Genomic DNA, 16,179 nt, shown 5'->3' with positions numbered 1-16,179 from the left:
CGTGCGGGAGCCGGCCTGATTTGACCTGGGCTTGAGCAAAAGTGTTGGAAGTTGTGGGTCGGCGTACCGCAGGATGGAGCGGCCTTTGCCGTCCGCCGACTCCGAGAGACACGCGTGCTCATAAAACTCCTGCGGGCCTACCTGCGCCCGTACAGAACCCCCATCGTGCTGCTGGTGCTGCTCCAGCTCCTGCAGACCTGCGCCACTCTCTATCTGCCCAGCCTCAACGCGGACATCATTGACAACGGTGTCGTCGCGGGAGACACGGGCTACATCCTGGAGTTCGGCGGCGTGATGATCGCCGTCAGCATCGCCCAGGTCCTCTGCAACATCGGCGCCGTCTACTACGGGGCTCGGACCGCGTCCGCGCTCGGGCGGGACGTGCGGGCCTCCGTCTTCGACCGGGTGCAGTCGTTCTCCGCACGCGAGTTCGGGCGCTTCGGTGCTCCTTCGCTGATCACCCGCACGACCAACGACGTGCAGCAGGTCCAGATGCTCGTCCTGATGGCGTTCACGCTGATGGTCTCGGCGCCCATCATGTGCGTGGGCGGCGTCATCATGGCGCTCGGGCAGGACGTCCCGCTGTCGGCCGTGCTGCTGGCCGTGGTCCCGGTCCTCGGTGTCTCGGTGAGCCTCATCGTGAAGAAGATGCGGCCGCTGTTCCGCACGATGCAGGAGCGGCTGGACACGGTGAACCGGGTGCTGCGCGAGCAGATCACCGGTAACCGTGTGATCCGCGCCTTCGTCCGGGACGGCTACGAGGAGCGGCGCTTCCGCGGCGCCAACACCGAGCTGACGGATGTGGCCGTGTCCACGGGCCGGCTGATGGCCCTGATGTTCCCGGTCGTCATGACGGTGGTGAATCTGTCGTCCATCGCCGTGGTCTGGTTCGGTGCGCACCGCATCGACAGCGGCGGCATGCAGATCGGTGCGCTGACCGCGTTCCTCGCGTATCTGATGCAGATCGTCATGTCCGTGATGATGGCCACGTTCATGTTCATGATGGTGCCGCGTGCCGAGGTCTGTGCCGAGCGCATCCAGGAGGTCCTGGAGACCGACTCGAGCGTGGTGCCGCCGACGGCCCCGGTCACGGAGCTGCGCAAGCACGGCCATCTGGAGGTGCGGGGCGCGGAGTTCCGCTACCCCGGGGCCGAGGAGCCCGTCCTGCGCTCGGTCGACCTCGTGGCGAGGCCCGGCGAGACGACCGCGATCATCGGGTCGACGGGCAGCGGGAAGTCGACGCTCCTCGGGCTCGTACCGCGGCTGTTCGACGTGACGGACGGCGCCGTGCTGGTCGACGGCACGGACGTGCGGACGCTGGATCCGGTCCTGCTTGCCAAGACCGTGAGCCTCGTCCCGCAGAAGCCGTACCTCTTCTCGGGCACGGTCGCGACGAACCTGCGGTACGGAAACCCCGACGCGACCGACGAGGAGCTGTGGCACGCGCTGGAGGTGGCCCAGGCCAAGGAGTTCGTGGAACAGCTGGAACACGGTCTGGACGCGCCGATCTCGCAGGGCGGCACCAATGTCTCCGGTGGTCAGCGGCAGCGCCTCGCGATCGCCAGGACGCTGGTGCAGCAGCCGGAGATATACCTCTTCGACGACTCCTTCTCGGCGCTGGACTACGCGACGGACGCCGCGCTGCGCCGGGCGCTGTCCCAGGAGACGGCGGGAGCGACCGTCGTGATCGTGGCGCAGCGGGTGTCCACCATCCGTGACGCCGACCGGATCCTGGTCCTGGACGAGGGCCGGGTCGTCGGGACGGGCAGCCATCACGAGCTGATGGACGGCAATGAAACCTATCGGGAGATCGTGCTCTCCCAGCTGACGGAAGCGGAGGCCGCCTGATGGCAGGGCCGGGCGGACGGATGATGGCCGGAGGGCCTACCGAGCGGTCCATGGACTTCAAGGGGTCCGGGAAGCGGCTGGTGAAGAGGTTCAGCAGGGAGAAGTCCTCGCTGTACCTGATGCTGGGCGCCGGAACGCTGAGCGTGGCGCTCTCGGTGGTCGGGCCGAAGATCCTCGGTGGGGCCACGGACCTCATCTTCGCGGGTGTCGTCGGCCGGCAGATGCCGGAGGGCACGACGAAGGAGCAGGCCATCGACGGCTTGCGGGAGCGGGGCAGCGGCGGGCTCGCCGACATGCTGTCCGGGGTGGACTTCACCCCCGGTGAGGGCATCGACTTCAGCGCGGTGGGCAACGTCCTGCTGGCGGCCCTGGTGATCTACGTCGGCGCGGGTCTGCTGATGCTCGTGTCGACCCGGCTGTCGATCCGGGTGATCAACCGGGTCGTCTTCCAGCTCCGCGAGGACCTCCAGACGAAGCTGGCACGGCTGCCGCTGTCCTACTTCGACCGGCAGAAGCGCGGCGAGGTGCTGAGCCGGGCGACCAACGACATCGACAACATCTCGCAGACGATGCAGCAGACGATGGGCCAGCTCATCAACTCCCTGCTGACCATCGTGGGCGTACTGATCATGATGTTCTGGATCTCGCCGCTGCTCGCCCTGGTGGCGCTCGTGACGATCCCGCTGTCGGTGTTCGTCGCGGCCCGGGTCGGTAAGCGCTCGCAGCCGCAGTTCGTGGCGCAGTGGAAGGTGACGGGCAAGCTCAACGCCCACATCGAGGAGATGTACACCGGGCACACCCTGGTGAAGGTCTTCGGACGGCAGAACGAGTCCGCGAAGGACTTCGCCGAGCAGAACGACGCCCTGTACGAGGCGGGCTTCAGGGCGCAGTTCAACAGCGGGATCATGCAGCCGCTGATGATGTTCGTCTCGAACCTGAACTACGTGCTCGTCGCCGTCGTCGGCGGGCTGCGGGTGGCGTCGGGTGCCCTGTCGATCGGTGACGTGCAGGCGTTCATCCAGTACTCGCGCCAGTTCTCGATGCCGCTGACCCAGGTCGCCTCCATGGCGAACCTGGTGCAGTCGGGTGTCGCCTCCGCCGAGCGGATATTCGAGCTGCTGGACGCCGAGGAGCAGGATCCCGACCCGGAGGAGGCCGAGCGGCCCGGGGAGCTGCGCGGCAACGTCTCGCTGGAGAACGTGTCCTTCAGGTACGACCCGGAGAAGCCGCTCATCGAGGATCTCTCGCTGAGTGTGGAGCCCGGCCACACCGTCGCGATCGTCGGTCCGACCGGCGCCGGCAAGACGACGCTGGTCAATCTGCTGATGCGGTTCTACGACGTGACGGGCGGCCGGATCACGCTCGACGGCGTCGATGTGGCGAGGATGTCGCGCGACGACCTGCGGTCGGGCATAGGGATGGTGCTCCAGGACACCTGGCTGTTCGGCGGCACGATCGCGGAGAACATCGCGTACGGCGCTTCGCGCGAGGTCACCCGGGAGGAGATCGAGGAGGCGGCGCGGGCGGCCCACGCCGACCGCTTCGTCCGTACCCTGCCGGACGGCTACGACACGGTGATCGACGACGAGGGCTCCGGGGTCAGCGCGGGCGAGAAGCAGCTGATCACCATTGCGCGGGCGTTCCTGTCGGACCCGGTGATCCTGGTGCTGGACGAGGCCACCAGCTCGGTGGACACGCGTACCGAGGTGCTGATCCAGAAGGCGATGGCCCGTCTCGCGCACGGCCGGACGAGCTTCGTCATCGCGCACCGGCTCTCGACGATCCGGGATGCCGACGTGATCCTGGTGATGGAGAACGGCTCGATCGTCGAACAGGGCACGCACGACGAGCTGCTGGCGGCCAAGGGCGCCTATGCCCGGCTGTACGCGGCGCAGTTCGCGCAGGCGCTGGCCGAGGTCGACTAGCAGAGGCGTGCTGACGGGCCGTCCGGCTGCCAGCCGGGCGGCCCGTCGGCATCTGCCGCCGGGCCGGCCGGTCAGTCCAGGTAGCCGCGGAGCTGGTCGGCGAAGGCGTGGTCCCGCAGCTTGTTCAGGGTCTTGGACTCGATCTGCCGGATGCGTTCGCGTGTCACACCGAAGATCCGTCCTATTTCCTCCAGCGTGCGGGGCCGGCCGTCGTCCAGCCCGTAGCGGAGCTGGACCACCTTCCTCTCCCGCTCGCCGAGGGTGGAGAGCACCGCCTCCAGGTGTTCGCGCAGCAGGAGGAACGCGGCGGACTCGACGGGCGACGTGGCGTCGCCGTCCTCGATGAGGTCACCGAAGGCGACGTCGTCCTCCTCGCCGACGGGGGCGTGGAGCGAGACCGGCTCCTGGGCGAGACGCAGGACTTCGCCGACCCGTTCGGGCGTCAGGTCGAGCTGGACGGCCACCTCTTCGGCGGTCGGCTCGTAGCCGCGCTCCTGGAGCAGCCTGCGCTGGACGCGCACGACCCGGTTGATCAGCTCGACGACATGCACCGGGACCCTTATGGTCCGGGCCTGGTCGGCGAGGGCGCGGGACATCGCCTGGCGGATCCACCAGGTCGCGTACGTGGAGAACTTGTAGCCCCGGGCGTAGTCGAACTTCTCGACGGCCCTGATCAGCCCGAGGTTTCCCTCCTGGACCAGATCGAGCATGGTCAGTCCGCGGCCGACGTAGCGCTTGGCGACGGAGACGACGAGGCGGAGGTTGGCTTCGATGAGCCGCCGCTTCGCCATGCGTCCCATCACCACGAGCCGGTCCAGATCGACCGCGAGCCGGGTGTCCGGGTCAGGGGTGCCGGCGAGGCGTTCCTCGGCGAACAGTCCCGCTTCGACGCGGCGCGCCAGTTCCACCTCCTCGGCGGCGGTGAGCAGCGGAATCCGTCCGATCTCCCGCAGGTACTGGCGGAAGAGATCGGACGACGGACCGCCGGCTTCCGTGCGGCTCCGTGGCTCCGGGGGTTCGGGAACCTCCACCGGTTCCTCCATCACCGGGTCGGGTGCACCCTGGGGCGGACCTGCCGCCTCGGGATGACGCGTGGCCCGGTTCTGCGCGGGAATCGCCGGGACATGCTCGGTCGTGGTCGTCACGGTCCGGGTCTGCACGGGGGCGACCTCCAGGTGATCGCTGCCGGATCGCGGGGATGGGGGTCCGCGCCTTCGGTGGACCGTCCGCGCTCCGATGACTCAGGCACCGGCACCCAGTGTGGGGTACGACACATCGCTGCCACGAGGGGCGTGCGGTGACTTTCTGAGTCCGGTCCGTGACCGGGTGATTACCGGACGGGGCCGGCAGCTGTACGGATCAGAGCGCGTCGGCGCCGTTGCTCCGCAGCGACTGGGCGTACTGCTGGAGGACCCAGACCTCGTTCTGCGCGGCGGCCAGATGGTCGGGGGCCACGTTGCTTCCCAGGCGGGCGAGGCTGCCCTGGACGTCGTCGATCCTGCGGTCGACCGCGCGCAGGCGGACCTGGACGAGCTGCATGCCCGCGTACGTCTCGTCGATGGACTTGCCGTGGAACACCTCGACGGCGAGCTCGGTGACGAGGTTGCGCACGGTGTCGTCGGGCGCCACGTCCAGGACGTTGACCAGGTAGTCGCGGGTCTCGGCCAGCCCCTGCTCGGCGCCGCCCGCCTCCGCGATGCACTGGCGCACCGCCGCGTAGGGCGGCGCGGTGAACTCGTCGATGCCGTAGGCGTCGAAGGCCGGGGAGACCAGGGCGGGCTTCTGCAGGGCGAGCTTGAGCAGTTCGCGCTCGGTGCGGTGGGCGGGGCTGCGGAGGTTGAGCGCGGGGCCGGAGGGGGCCGAGGGGGCCTGGGCCTGCTGCGGGGGGCCGCCGCGGGAGGGGCCGCCGCCCTGTGCGGGGCCGCGGTCGCCGCCCCGGTCACGGGCCCAGCGGGCGATCTGGCCGACGCGCTTGACCACGAACTGGGTGTCGAGGATGCCGAGCAGACCGGCCAGCTGGACGGCGACCTCGTGCTGCGACGAGCTGTTCTTGATCCGGGCGACGACGGGAGCCGCCTCGTCGAGCGCGGCCGCGCGGCCGGCCGGGGTCTCCAGGTCGTAGCGCCCGACGATCTGGCGCAGCGCGAACTCGAAGAGAGGGGTGCGGGGTTCGACCAGGTCGCGGACGGCGTCGTCGCCCTTGGCCAGTCGCAGGTCGCACGGGTCCATGTTGTCCGGGGCGATCGCGATGTAGGTCTCGGCGGCGAACTTCTGGTCGTCCTCGAAGGCGCGGAGGGCCGCCTTCTGGCCGGCGGCGTCCCCGTCGAAGGTGAAGATGACGCGGGCGCTGCCGTTGTCCATCAGGAGCCGTCGGAGGATCTTGATGTGGTCGTTGCCGAACGATGTTCCGCAGGTGGCGATGGCGGTGGTGATCCCGGCGAGGTGGCAGGCCATGACGTCGGTGTAGCCCTCGACGACGACGGCCCGGCTGACCTTGGCGATGTCCTTCTTGGCCAGGTCGATGCCGTACAGAACCTGGGACTTCTTGTAGATCGAGGTCTCGGGGGTGTTGAGGTACTTCGGGCCGTTGTCGTCGTCGCGGAGCTTGCGGGCGCCGAAGCCGACGATCTCTCCGGAGGTGTCGCTGATCGGCCACATGAGCCGGCCGCGGAAGCGGTCGATGGGGCCGCGGCGGCCGTCCTGGGAGAGGCCGGAGCTGATGAGCTCCTTGTCGCTGAAGCCCTTGCCGCGCAGATAGCGGGTGAGGTGGTCCCAGCCGGCGGGGCTGTATCCGACGCCGAAGTGCGCCGCGGCATCCTGGTCGAAGCCCCGCCCGGCGAGGAACTTGCGGCCGATCTCCGCCTCGGGGCCGTCCAGCTGCTCGCGGTAGAAATCGGCGGCGATCTTGTGCGCCTCGACCAGCCGGATGCGTTCGCCGCGCTGGTGGGAGGGGTTGTAGCCGCCCTCCTCGTACCGCAGGGTGATGCCCGCCTTGGCGGCGAGGCGCTCGACCGTCTCGGAGAAGGTGAGGTGGTCGATCTTCATCACGAAGGCGATCGTGTCGCCGCCCTCCTGGCAGCCGAAGCAGTGGAAGAGACCCTTGCTCGGGCTCACCTGGAAGGAGGGGGACTTCTCGTCGTGGAAGGGGCACAGCCCCTTGAGGTTTCCGCCGCCCGCGTTGCGCAGTTGGAGGTACTCGGAGACGACGGCGTCGATCGGGACCGCGTCCCGGACCGCCTTCACGTCGTCGTCATTGATCCTGCCTGCCACGAGTGAAGTCTACGGGTGGGGTCGGACATCCGGGACCGGCCGGCGGCGGGGCCGGTGCGCAGGCCGCCGGCCGTCCCGGGTGTCCGACGGGTCAGAGCAGGGACGCCAGCGGCACCGACGGGTCGCCCAGGGCGTCCGGGTCGGTCTGCTGCCCGGCCCGGATCAGGTCCTGGATGCTTTCGGTGACATCCCACACATTGACGTTCATCCCGGCGAGCACCCTGCGGTCCTTGAGCCAGAAGGCGATGAACTCCCGCTTCCCCGCGTCCCCGCGGATGACCACCTGGTCGTACGAGCCCGGCGGTGCCCAGCCCGAGTACTCCAGCCCGAGGTCGTACTGGTCGGAGAAGAAGTACGGGACCCGGTCGTAGGACACCTCCTGGCCGAGCATGGCGCGGGCGGCGGCCGGGCCGCTGTTCAGCGCGTTGGCCCAGTGCTCCACCCGCAGCCGGGTGCCGAGCAGCGGGTGGTCCACGGCGGCGATGTCCCCGGCGGCGAAGATGTGCGGGTCCGAGGTGCGCAGGGAGGCGTCCACGGCGACGCCGCCGCCGTGCGCCCGGTCGGCCATGTCCAGCCCGGCCGCCTCGGCGAGCGCGGTGCGCGGTGCCGCGCCGATCGCGGCGAGCACGTCGTGGGCGGGGTGCTCCTCACCGTCGTCGGTGCGTGCTGCGAGGACCAGTCCGTCCTGCCCGGTGATCTCGGTGAGGCGGGCGCCGAAGTGGAAGCGGACGCCGTGCTCGGTGTGCAGATCGGTGAAGATCTGGCCCAGCTCCGGGCCGATGACGTGGTGGAGAGGGGTCGCGGAGGGTTCGACGACGGTGACCTCCGCGCCGTAGCCCCGGGCTGCGGCAGCGACCTCCAGACCGATCCAGCCTCCCCCCGCGATGACCAGATGGCCGTTGTCCCGGCCGAGGGCGGCGAGCACGTTGCGCAGCCGGTCGGAGTGGGCGAGGCGGCGCAGGTGGTGGACGCCGACCAGGTCGGTGCCCGGGATGTCGAGGCGGCGCGGTTCGGCGCCGGTGGCGAGCAGCAGCTTGTCGTAGTGGACGACGGTGTTGTCACCGAGCTGTACGGAGCGGCCGTCCCGGTCGATGGACGTGACCACCTGGCCCAGGTGGAGTTCGATGTCCGCCCGGGCGTACCAGGCCGTCTCGTGGACGAAGACGCTGTCCCGGTCCTCCTTCCCGGCCAGATACCCCTTGGACAGGGGAGGCCGTTCGTACGGATGGTCGCGCTCATCGCCGATCAGGATCACCCGGCCGGTGAAGCCCTCCGCCCGGAGTGTCTCGGCCGCCTTGGCTCCTGCCAGTCCTCCGCCGACGATGACGAACGTCCGGTTTGCGTCGACCACTTGATGCCTCCTCGGTGCTGTGCTGCGCGGCGCCGCCAGCTGCGAGCGTCCCGCACGCAGCGTGATGGCGAAAGAGGGTGTACCCCGATCGGTCACATCCAGGTGTCATGTGCCCTGTCGTGGACCAGTCTGCCGAACCCCGGTGAGAGTCCCGTGCAAGGAGCGCGCCGAGGCGTCCGTGAGGGCGGCGATCTGGTCGACGAGGACGCGCTTGCGGGCACGGTCGTCGGGCGCCGCCCCGTACAGGGCACGGAACTGCGGTTCGAGGCCCTCAGGGGCGCGGGCGGTGAGCGCGGCGGCGAGTTCCGCGATGACGATCCGCTGGTCGGCGCGGATGGCCTCCTGCTCGGCGCGCTGCATGACGTAACGGTCGGCGACGGCCTTGAGCACCGCGCACTCGTTGCGGACCTCGGGCGGGACGACGAGTTCGGCGCCGTACCTGCCGAGCCGTCCCGGTCCGTACGCGCCGTGGGTGGCGGACTCGGCGGCGAGGCAGAACCGCCCGATGAGCTGGCTCGTCGCATCCTTGAGCCGGGCCTGGGCGACGGCGGACCCGTCGTAGCCGTGCGGCCACCAGTCCTGGGCGACGAGCCGGTCGAGGGCGTCGGCGAGCTCCTGCGGGTCGGTGTCCGCGGGGACGTAACGGCCGATGGCGACCTCCCAGATGTCCCTGCGCTCCGGTTCGGCGAAGAGGCAGCTGGGGTCGATGTGCCCGGCGTGGAGTCCGTCCTCGAAGTCGTGCACGGAGTACGCGACGTCGTCGGACCAGTCCATGACCTGGGCCTCGAAGCACTTGCGGTCCTGCGGCGCGCCCTTGCGGACCCACTCGAAGACCGGCAGGTCGTCCTCGTACACCCCGAACTTCGGTGAGCCGGGATCGGTCGGGTGCCCGCCGCGCGGCCAGGGGTACTTGGTGGCTGCGTCCAGGGCGGCGCGGCTCAGGTTGAGCCCGACGCTGACGAGCTCGCCGCTCCGGGTGTCGCGGACGAACCGTTTGGGCTCCAGCCGGGTCAGCAGGCGCAGCGACTGGGCGTTGCCCTCGAAGCCGCCGCAGTCCGAGGCGAAGTCGTTGAGCGCCTGTTCGCCGTTGTGGCCGAAGGGCGGGTGGCCCATGTCATGGGCGAGGCAGGCCGTCTCGACGAGATCGGGGTCGCAGCCGAGCGCGGCGCCCAGTTCGCGGCCGACCTGGGCGCATTCGAGGGAGTGTGTGAGCCGGGTCCGGGGGCTGGCGTCCCAGGCGTGGCCCCGGGTGCCGGGGGTGACCACCTGGGTCTTTCCGGCGAGCCTGCGCAGGGCGGCGGAGTGCAGTACCCGGGCGCGGTCGCGCTGGAACGCGGTGCGGCCGGGCCGTTTGTCGGGCTCGGTGTCCCAGCGCTCGGTGTCGGCCGTGCCGTAGGGCGTGGCGGTGTACTCCTGTGTGTCCCGGATGTCGTGCGTACCGTCCATGACCTCGACAGTAAACGGCCGGGCCGACAGGACGGCTCAGGCCGACGCCAGCAGTCGCTCGCCCGCCAGGGATCCTTCGGCCGTCACCCGGTCGTACCGGTGCAGCAGCAGCCGTGCCATGGACGGGTGTGCGCCGAGCGGTGCGGAGGCGATCCAGGGTGCTGCGGCGGCTGCCGCCGTGGCGAAACGTCCGGGTGCGGTGAAGTACGAGGCGACGGCGACCCGGTGCCGGCCTCGTGCGGCGAGGGCGCGCAGGGCGACGGGGACGGTGGGTGTGGCAGCCGACGCGTACGCGGGTACGACGGGCACTCCGCCGAGACGGTCGCTGAGCATGCGTGCGGTGCGGCGGGTGTCGACGGCGGAGTCCGGATCGCGCGATCCGGCGGCTGCGAGCACGACGGCGGCGCTGCGGCTCCGGCCGTCCTCGGCCTGCCAGCCGGCGTCGACGAGCCGTTCGTAGAGCGTCTCGACGAGCATCGGGTGCGGCCCGAGGGGTGCGGCGATCCGGGTGCGCAGGTGGCCCGCCGCCGATGCGGCCAGTGGCAGGTCGTGCCTGACGTGGTGACCGCGGCCGAGCAGCAGCGGCACGAGTACGGCGTCGCCCGCCGGGATGGCGTCCAGCGTCGCCGGAAGCAGCGGTTCGTTCAGTTCGATGTGGCCGAGCCGTACGTCGAGGCCGGGGCGCAGGTCCCGTACCCGTTGCAGGAGCTCCTGGACGGTGTGCAGGGCCTGTGGGTTCCGGCTGCCGTGCGCGACGGCGACCAGGGTGGGGGCCGGGGGCCCCTCGTTGCCGCGGTGGGCGTCGTTCCGGGTGCGGTGCATGGGCCTGCGGGTTCCGTTCAGGGAGACGAGGCTGAGCTGGGTTCCGAGCTGTGAGGTGATGCGGGTCAGGAGTTGCGCCGTGCTGTCGAGGGGCAGGGGCTCACGAGGGTGTTCCGGTGCCGTCTCCGTCATGGACCGATGGTGCCGGGCGGACGTTGCCGTGCCGTTTCGCACCGGTGACGGGGGTTTTCCGCTGTCCACACGGGCCGGCCGCGGCCGGTGTCAGGACCGGCGTTTCGCATCAGCCGGCCTGTTCGGCGAACCCTTTGCCCCTTCTGTTCGTCCCGTTACATGAGAGAACCGGTACCGGACAGGGGGATTCATGCGGCTGAGGTCACTGAGGCGGCCGAAGGCTCCGGCGTGGCTCGCGGCGGCACGGCCGCGGCTGCCGCGCTCACGGCGCGGGCAGCGGCGGCTGGTGCAGGGGCTGATGACCTTCTGCGTGGTGGCCCTGGCGCCCGCGACCTGGCTGCACGCCGCGGCGGACGCCCGGGTGCGGACCACGGCCGACGCCCCGTCGCAGCAGGTCGCCGTGGTGTTCGGGGCCGGACTGTGGGAGGGCAGGCCGACGCCGTACCTCGCGCACAGGCTGGATGCCGCCGCCGAGCTCTACCGGAGCGGCAAGGTCAAGGTCGTGCTCGTCACCGGGGACAACAGCCGGGTGGAGTACGACGAGCCGGATGCCATGCGCACGTACCTCACCGGGCGCGGGGTGCCGGACGGGCAGATCGTCAGCGACTACGCCGGGTTCGACACCTGGGACTCCTGTGTCCGGGCCAAGAAGATCTTCGGGGTCGACCGGGCGGTCCTGGTGAGCCAGGGCTTCCACATCCGCCGGGCGATCGCCCTGTGCCGGACCGCCGGAATCGACGCGTACGGGGTGGGGGTCGACGCCGTACACGATGCGACCTGGTACTACGGCGGGACCCGGGAGGTGTTCGCGGCGGGCAAGGCCGCCCTGGACGCCGTGTTCGAACCGGATCCGCACTTCCTGGGGCCGCGCGAGCCCGGAGTGACGGAGGCGCTCGCCGCCGACCTCACCGCCGGGGGCGGCCGGGGCTGAGGTGCGCGTACCGGGGGCGTAACCGGACGCACCGGTGTCCGTAATACCCGGCTCGCACGCTGGGTGTATGGCCCGCACCGAGACATCCACCCATTGCCCGTACTGCGCGCTGCAGTGCGGGATGAAACTGCGACCGGGTACCGATGGCGCGGTGCCCGAGGTCGTGGAGCACACCGATTTCCCCGTCAACCGGGGTGCCCTGTGCGGCAAGGGGCGCACCGCGCCCGCCGTGCTCGCCGCCGGTGTGCGGCTGACCGAGCCCCTCGTGCGCGACGAGGTGAGCGGCGAGCTGGTGCCGGCCGGCTGGGACGAGGCCCTGGACCGGATCGCCGGTGCGCTGCGCGGGACGCGGGCCGGGCACGGGGCGGACGCGGTGGGTGTCTTCGGCGGCGGCGGGCTCACCAACGAGAAGGCCTACGCGCTGGGGAAGTTCGCCCGGGTCGTCCTCGGCACGTCCCAGATCGACTACAACGGGCGCTTCTGCATGTCGTCGGCTGCCGCGGCGCACCAGCGGGCGTTCGGGCTCGACCGGGGGCTGCCGTTCCCCCTGGAGGACATTCCGCGGACCGGGTGCGTGATCCTGGTCGGCTCGAACCTCGCGGAGACGATGCCGCCCGCGCTGCGCTATCTGACCGAGCTGCGGGAGAACGGCGGCCGGCTGATCGTCATCGATCCGCGCCGCACGAGGACCGCCGAGCAGGCCGATCTGCATCTGACGCCCCGGCCGGGCACGGATCTGGCGCTCGCGCTGGGGATGCTGCATCTGGTCGTGGCGGAGGGGCGGGTGGACGAGGAGTTCGTCCGCGCCCGCACGAACGGCTGGGACGGGGCCAGGGCGGGTGCGATGGCGCACTGGCCGGAGCTGGTGGAGCGCATCACCGGGGTGCCCGTGCCGCAACTGCGCGAGGCGGTGGAGATGTTCTGCGGTGCGGAGACCGGGATGGTGCTCACCGCGCGCGGTCCCGAGCAGCAGTCGAAGGGGACGGACACGGTCGGTGCGTGGATCAACTTCTGCCTGGCCACCGGCAGGGCGGGGCGTCCGCTGTCCGGGTACGGCTGCCTGACCGGCCAGGGCAACGGCCAGGGCGGCCGGGAGCACGGCCAGAAGGCCGATCAGCTGCCGGGCTACCGCAAGCTCACCGATCCGGCCGCACGCCGCCACGTGGCCGGGGTCTGGGGCGTCGACCCCGACTCGCTGCCGGGGCCGGGGCGCAGCGCGTACGAGCTGCTGGACGCGCTGGGGCAGGACGTGAAGTCCTTGCTGGTGATGGGTTCCAACCCGGTCGTCTCCGCCCCGCGCGCCGGGCACATCGAGGAGCGGCTGCGGTCCCTGGACTTCCTGGCCGTCGCGGATGTGGTGCTGTCGGAGACGGCGGCGCTGGCCGATGTGGTGCTGCCGGTGACCCAGTGGGCGGAGGAGAGCGGCACCACGACCAATCTGGAGGGCCGGGTGCTGCTGCGGCAGCGGGCGGTCACGGCTCCGCCGGGGGTGCGCAGCGATCTGGAGGTGCTGAACGCCCTGGCCGGGCTCCTGGGGCACGGGAAGGGCTTCCCTGCCGATCCCGAGGAGGTCTTCGACGAGCTGCGGCGGGCCTCGGCGGGCGGGCCCGCCGACTACGCGGGCATCACCTACGCCAGGATCGCGGCGGAGGACGGGGTGTTCTGGCCCTGCCCGGACGAGGAGCACGCCGGGACGCCTCGGCTGTTCCTCGACCGGTTCGCGACGGACGACGGGCGGGCCCGGTTCGTGCCGGTCACCCACCGGCCGGCCGCGGAGGAGACGGATGCCGCGTACCCGGTCGTGCTGACCACGGGGCGGGTCGTGTCCCAGTACCAGTCGGGGGCGCAGACCCGCCGGGTCGACGAGCTGAACGCGGCCGCGCCGGGCCCCTTCGTGGAGCTGCATCCGCGGCTCGCCGAGCGGATCGGGGTGGCGGAGGGCGATCGGGTCGCGGTCACCTCACGGCGCGGGCGGGCGGTCGCGCCCGCCCGGATCACGGTGGGGATCCGGCAGGACACCGTGTTCATGCCGTTCCACTGGCCGGGCGAGGGCCGGGCCAACACCCTGACGAACCCGGCCCTGGACCCGGTGTCGCGCATGCCGGAGTTCAAGGTGTGCGCGGTGCGGGTGGAGGCCGCCGGGTGAGCCAGGCCCCGGAGGGGATGGGTGTCCCGCCCGTGCGCAGGGTGCGGGTGACGGCGGTGGCGGCGAAGTAGACCCAGGCGCGGACCGGCTCGGCCGGCCCCGGTCCGGGGATCACCTGCCGGACCACCCGTTCGTACAGGTTGCGCGGGTGGTCCGGGCCCAGGTACTCCTCCAGGTGGTCCAGGAGCCCGAGCAGTTCGCCGTACGACCCGGGCGCGGCGGTCACGAGTGCGCCGTGGACCGTGCCGTGGCCCTCGACGGCGTACGGATATCCGGGGCCCTCGTAGAGGAGGGCTCCCGGCAGTACCGCCGGCTGTTCCGCGCTCGTGCGGCCCCGCAGGAACAGGTCGTGGTTGCGCTCGCCGGGGAGCAGCGTGCCGTACACGAAGAACGGCAGTACCGCGTCGGTCACAGGGCCGCCGCGGATGACGTCTCCGCCGTCACCCAGGCGAGGTAGCCGGCGTTGCCGCGCACCACGGGCGTCGCGATGATCTCCGGGGTGTCGTAGTCGTGCGCCGCGGCGAGGTGCGCCTCCAGCTCGTCGTACCGCTCGGCCTTCGTCTTGAACAGCACCTGCCATTCCTCGGTGGTCTCGATGGCGTTCTGCCAGCGGTAGACGGAGGTGACGGGTGCGGAGATCTGGGCACAGGCGGCGAGGCGTGCCTCCACGGCGCCCCGGGCCAGGAGGTGGGCCTTCTCCTCACTGTCCGTCGTGGTCAGTACGGTCAGCCATGCCGGCTCGGTCATCCCCGGGGCTCCTCGGTCTCGACGGCGTACGGGCCCCTCGATTGTCGTCCCCGGACGGGTCAGGCGCCGTACGGATGCCGTTCCCTGGCCTCACGCAGGGCGCGTCCCCACCAGACCAGCTGGTCGAGCATCGTCTTGGCCGCGGCGTCGGAGGGTGCCGGGTCCTTGGGCCTGCCCCGGTCGTCGAAGAGCGCACCCGCGTTGTGGAAGGAGACGGTGTCGCGTACGGAGACGGCGTGCAGCTCGGCGAAGACCTGGCGGAGGTGCTCAACGGCCCTCAGGCCGCCGGAGATTCCTCCGTAGCTGACGAAGGCCACGGGTTTGGCCTGCCATTCGGCGTAGTGCCGGTCGATGAGGTTCTTCAGCGGGGCCGGGTAGGAGTGGTTGTACTCGGGGGTGAGGACGACGAAGGCGTCGGCCTGTGCCAACTGGGGTGCGACGTGCGCGAGTCGGGCACCGGGATGGGGAGAGGGGGCCTCCGATTCGGCGACGTCGATGAAGTCGGTCTCGATGTCCGGGTGGCCCGCGGCCCGGTCGAGGAACCACTCGGCGACGACGGGACCGAAGCGGCCCTCGCGGTTGCTGCCGAGGATGACGGCCACCTTCAGCGGGGCGGCGGATGCGGTGGGAACGTTCGTGTCGATGTCCATGCACCGCAGACTCACACCTCAACCATGATTGAGGTCAAGTCGCGGCGTGCCACGGCCTACGGTGGAGCGCATGACAACTCCCGCACCCGTGCCGTACGTCGAGATCAACGGCCACCGGGCCACCGAGGAAGACCTTCGGATCCCGGCGTTCGCAGGCTTCGGCCATTTCACAGCCATGCAGGTCAGGGACGGGATGGTGCAGGGGCTCGCCCTGCACCTGGACCGGCTGGACTCGGCGAGCCGGGAACTCTTCGACCAGCCCCTGGCCGGGGAACACGTGCGCGGGCTGATCCGGCACGCGCTCGAAGGCGCCGGGGTACGGGACGCGTCGGTGCGGGTGCACGGCTACCTCCCGCCGGGCGACACGGCGACGACCCCGATGGTGACGGTGCGGCCGCCCGCACGGATGTCCACCGAGCCGAAGAGCCTGATGTCCGTGCCGTACGCGCGCACCGCGCCCCACATCAAGCGCACGAGCGACTTCGGCCAGACCTACTACGGGCTGCTGGCCGAGCGAGCGGGCTTCGACCAGGCGTTGCTGACCGCACCGGGCGGTGTGGTGACCGAGGGCTCCATCACCAACATCGGCTTCTGGGACGGCACTTCGGTGGTCTGGCCGGACGCCCCCGCACTGACCGGCATCACCATGGCCCTCCTGGAGAGCGGCCTCGCGCAGGCCGGCCGGCCGTCGGAACGGCGCCCGGTGACACTGGAGGGCGTGGGCGCCTTCCGGGCGGCCTTCGTCACCAACTCGCAGGGCATCGCGCCGGTCCGCCGGATCGACGAGGTGTCCTTCGCGGTCGACGAGGAGCTGATGAAGCAGCTGGGGCAGATCCACGAGGACGCCCCCTGGGTCGCCGTCTGAACCGTGAGGGGCGCTCCGTGCACCACCGGAGGGCAGGTGCAGGAGC

General features: G+C 70.9%; 13 protein-coding genes. 5 read left to right on the top strand and 8 right to left on the bottom strand.

The genetic code is table 11. The features are described from left to right. Positions 1-114 precede the first annotated feature (114 nt). Together OG257_RS26155 and OG257_RS26150 are read left to right on the top strand one after the other, a co-directional pair. Positions 115-1,848, top strand: coding sequence for an ABC transporter ATP-binding protein (locus tag OG257_RS26155; RefSeq protein ID WP_329211304.1), 1,734 nt, complete (start codon positions 115-117; stop codon positions 1,846-1,848). After that, positions 1,848-3,773 carry an ABC transporter ATP-binding protein gene (locus OG257_RS26150; RefSeq protein ID WP_329211302.1) on the top strand — a complete coding sequence of 642 codons (1,926 nt, stop codon included), beginning with the start codon at positions 1,848-1,850 and terminating at the stop codon, positions 3,771-3,773. The genes OG257_RS26155 and OG257_RS26150 overlap by 1 nt, the downstream gene beginning before the upstream one ends. 71 nt (positions 3,774-3,844) lie before the next feature. Here OG257_RS26150 and OG257_RS26145 read toward each other — a convergent pair whose 3' ends face one another. The 5 genes from OG257_RS26145 to OG257_RS26125 form a co-directional block, all read right to left on the bottom strand. Next, on the bottom strand, positions 3,845-4,933 hold the full coding sequence (locus OG257_RS26145; RefSeq protein WP_329211300.1) for an RNA polymerase sigma factor: 1,089 nt from the start codon (positions 4,931-4,933) through the stop codon (positions 3,845-3,847). 199 nt (positions 4,934-5,132) lie between these two features. Next, positions 5,133-7,043, bottom strand: a complete 1,911-nt coding sequence (gene dnaG / locus OG257_RS26140) for a DNA primase (RefSeq protein WP_329211298.1) — start codon at positions 7,041-7,043, stop codon at positions 5,133-5,135. A gap of 91 nt (positions 7,044-7,134) precedes the next feature. Continuing rightward, on the bottom strand, positions 7,135-8,394 hold the full coding sequence (locus tag OG257_RS26135; protein ID WP_329211296.1) for an NAD(P)/FAD-dependent oxidoreductase: 1,260 nt from the start codon (positions 8,392-8,394) through the stop codon (positions 7,135-7,137). 105 nt (positions 8,395-8,499) lie between these two features. Next, positions 8,500-9,840, bottom strand: coding sequence for a deoxyguanosinetriphosphate triphosphohydrolase (locus OG257_RS26130; protein WP_329211294.1), 1,341 nt, complete (start codon positions 9,838-9,840; stop codon positions 8,500-8,502). Between the two features lie 36 nt (positions 9,841-9,876). Beyond that, the gene (locus tag OG257_RS26125; RefSeq protein ID WP_329211292.1) at positions 9,877-10,794 is read right to left on the bottom strand and encodes a sirohydrochlorin chelatase; all 918 of its coding nucleotides are present in this window, start codon (positions 10,792-10,794) and stop codon (positions 9,877-9,879) included. A 190-nt stretch (positions 10,795-10,984) separates the two neighbouring features. Here OG257_RS26125 and OG257_RS26120 point away from each other — a divergent pair, with 190 nt between their 5' ends. Next, a complete protein-coding gene (locus OG257_RS26120) occupies positions 10,985-11,725 on the top strand; it encodes a SanA/YdcF family protein (RefSeq protein ID WP_329211290.1) in 741 nt (246 codons plus the stop codon). Between the two features lie 67 nt (positions 11,726-11,792). Beyond that, positions 11,793-13,871 (top strand): molybdopterin oxidoreductase family protein, encoded by a 2,079-nt coding sequence (locus tag OG257_RS26115; RefSeq protein WP_329211288.1) that lies wholly within the window; start codon positions 11,793-11,795, stop codon positions 13,869-13,871. Here OG257_RS26115 and OG257_RS26110 read toward each other — a convergent pair. The 3 genes from OG257_RS26110 to OG257_RS26100 are packed head-to-tail and all read right to left on the bottom strand — an operon-like array spanning position 13,834 to position 15,268. After that, a complete protein-coding gene (locus tag OG257_RS26110) occupies positions 13,834-14,283 on the bottom strand; it encodes a gamma-glutamylcyclotransferase family protein (protein ID WP_329211286.1) in 450 nt (149 codons plus the stop codon). The two genes, OG257_RS26115 and OG257_RS26110, sit on opposite strands and share 38 nt — an antisense overlap. Then, positions 14,280-14,618, bottom strand: a complete 339-nt coding sequence (gene cutA, locus OG257_RS26105; protein WP_329211284.1) for a divalent-cation tolerance protein CutA — start codon at positions 14,616-14,618, stop codon at positions 14,280-14,282. The genes OG257_RS26110 and cutA overlap by 4 nt, the downstream gene beginning before the upstream one ends. A gap of 59 nt (positions 14,619-14,677) precedes the next feature. After that, entirely contained in the window at positions 14,678-15,268 is a 591-nt protein-coding gene (locus OG257_RS26100; protein WP_329211282.1) for an NADPH-dependent FMN reductase, read from the bottom strand. A gap of 70 nt (positions 15,269-15,338) precedes the next feature. On the opposite strand from OG257_RS26100, the gene OG257_RS26095 reads away from it, so the two are divergent. Then, positions 15,339-16,133 (top strand): aminotransferase class IV family protein, encoded by a 795-nt coding sequence (locus OG257_RS26095; protein WP_329211280.1) that lies wholly within the window; start codon positions 15,339-15,341, stop codon positions 16,131-16,133. Positions 16,134-16,179: the final 46 nt, after the last annotated feature.

Origin of the sequence: Streptomyces sp. NBC_00683, assembly GCF_036226745.1 — a bacterium.
Classification (GTDB): domain Bacteria; phylum Actinomycetota; class Actinomycetes; order Streptomycetales; family Streptomycetaceae; genus Streptomyces.
The sequence above is the reverse complement of the archived record's forward strand: the minus strand, read 5'-3'. Positions and strand labels throughout refer to the sequence as shown.